The sequence below is a fragment of the Mycobacterium sp. E3247 genome, from assembly GCF_001667785.1.
In the GTDB taxonomy this organism is placed as follows: Bacteria; Actinomycetota; Actinomycetes; order Mycobacteriales; family Mycobacteriaceae; genus Mycobacterium.
The window spans coordinates 1-1,313 of the sequence record NZ_LZJG01000368.1; the positions used below are offsets into that span (position 1 = coordinate 1).

Here is a 1,313-nt window from a genome sequence, read left to right on the forward strand (position 1 = left end):
CGCCACGGAGTACTCCTGGTCGACTTCGATCGCCAGCTCGTCGAGGCGTTCGCGGCGCCGCGCGACCAGCAACAGCGGGAAGCCGCGGCGGGCCAGCCCGGCATGGTCAAGCGCGGTGTCGGTGCGGTGATGAACATCGCCTCGATCGCCGGCTTTCAGCCGGTGCCGTACATGGCGGTCTATTCGGCCACCAAGGCGTTCGTGCAGACGTTCTCCGAGGCCGTCCACGAGGAGCTGCACGGCACCGGGGTGTCGGTCACGTGCCTGTGTCCCGGGCCGGTGCCGACCGAGTGGGCCGAGATCGCCAACGCCGAGCGGTTCAGCATTCCCATCGCGCAGGTCTCGCCGCGCGACGTCGCCGAGGCGGCGATCGCCGGGATGCTGGCCGGCAGGCGCACCGTCGTGCCCGGTGTGGTGCCGAAGGTCGTCAGCACCGGCGGCAGGTTCGCGCCGCGGGGTCTGCTGCTGCCGGGGATCCGGATCGGTAGCCGCTTCCGCGGGGGACCCAGCCGCTGAGCGTGCGTCGCGTCCCCTCGGTCACTTCCGTCACTGCGCCGGGGCGATCGACGAGGTGCCCGCCTCACAGCGACAAAGGCGGCTACCGCGCAGGGGGTCTCGGATTGTCGCTACGAGGCGGGCACAACGCCGCATCCCTCTGAGCCGCATCCCTCTGAGCGGGGGCGCACGGCGCGGGGCGGGTGTGACGAAGCGGCCGCGCTAGGCTCCGCGCATGGCCGCTGTAGACCTGACCGCCGACGTACCGATGAGCCCGCAGGACATGTGGGACCACGTCTCCGACTTGTCGGACCTGGGAGACTGGCTGGTGATGCACGAGGGCTGGCGCAGTGATCTGCCCGACGAGCTCGGCGAGGGCGTCCAGGTGGTGGGCGTCGCCCGGGCGAAGGGGTTCCGTAACCGGGTGACCTGGACGGTGACCACGTGGGATCCGCCGCACGAGGTGGCGCTGTCGGGTTCGGGCAAGGGCGGCGCCAAGTACGCCGTCACGCTCACCGTGCGAGCCGCCGCCGAGGGGTCGACGCTCGGACTGCGGCTCGAGCTGGGCGGGCGTCCGCTGTTCGGCCCGGTCGGTTCGGCGGCGGCGCGCGCCGTCAAAGGCGACGTGCAGAAGTCGCTGAAGAACTTCGTCGAGATGTACGGGTAAAACCGCGCGAGACACACGCGGCGACACGCCGAACTCGTGTCGGTCCGCGGTCATAGACTGGCGTCCCTATGAACCACTCCTCCTTCGTGCACCTGCATAACCACACCGAGTACTCGATGCTGGACGGGGCAGCGAAGATCACGCCGATGCT

At 70.2% G+C, this 1,313-nt stretch carries 3 protein-coding genes; all 3 read left to right on the forward strand.

Annotated features, from left to right (window positions below):
• A partial coding sequence (locus A9X04_RS20390; RefSeq protein ID WP_231985772.1) for an SDR family oxidoreductase occupies nt 1–516 on the forward strand: 516 nt, incomplete at its 5' end.
• Nucleotides 517–730: 214 nt separating this feature from the next.
• The gene (locus A9X04_RS20395) at nt 731–1,162 is read left to right on the forward strand and encodes an SRPBCC family protein (RefSeq protein WP_067917932.1); all 432 of its coding nucleotides are present in this window, start codon (nt 731–733) and stop codon (nt 1,160–1,162) included.
• Nucleotides 1,163–1,230: 68 nt separating this feature from the next.
• Nucleotides 1,231–1,313 (forward strand): hypothetical protein (locus A9X04_RS32395; protein WP_369828917.1); only part of this gene is annotated, 83 nt, incomplete at its 3' end.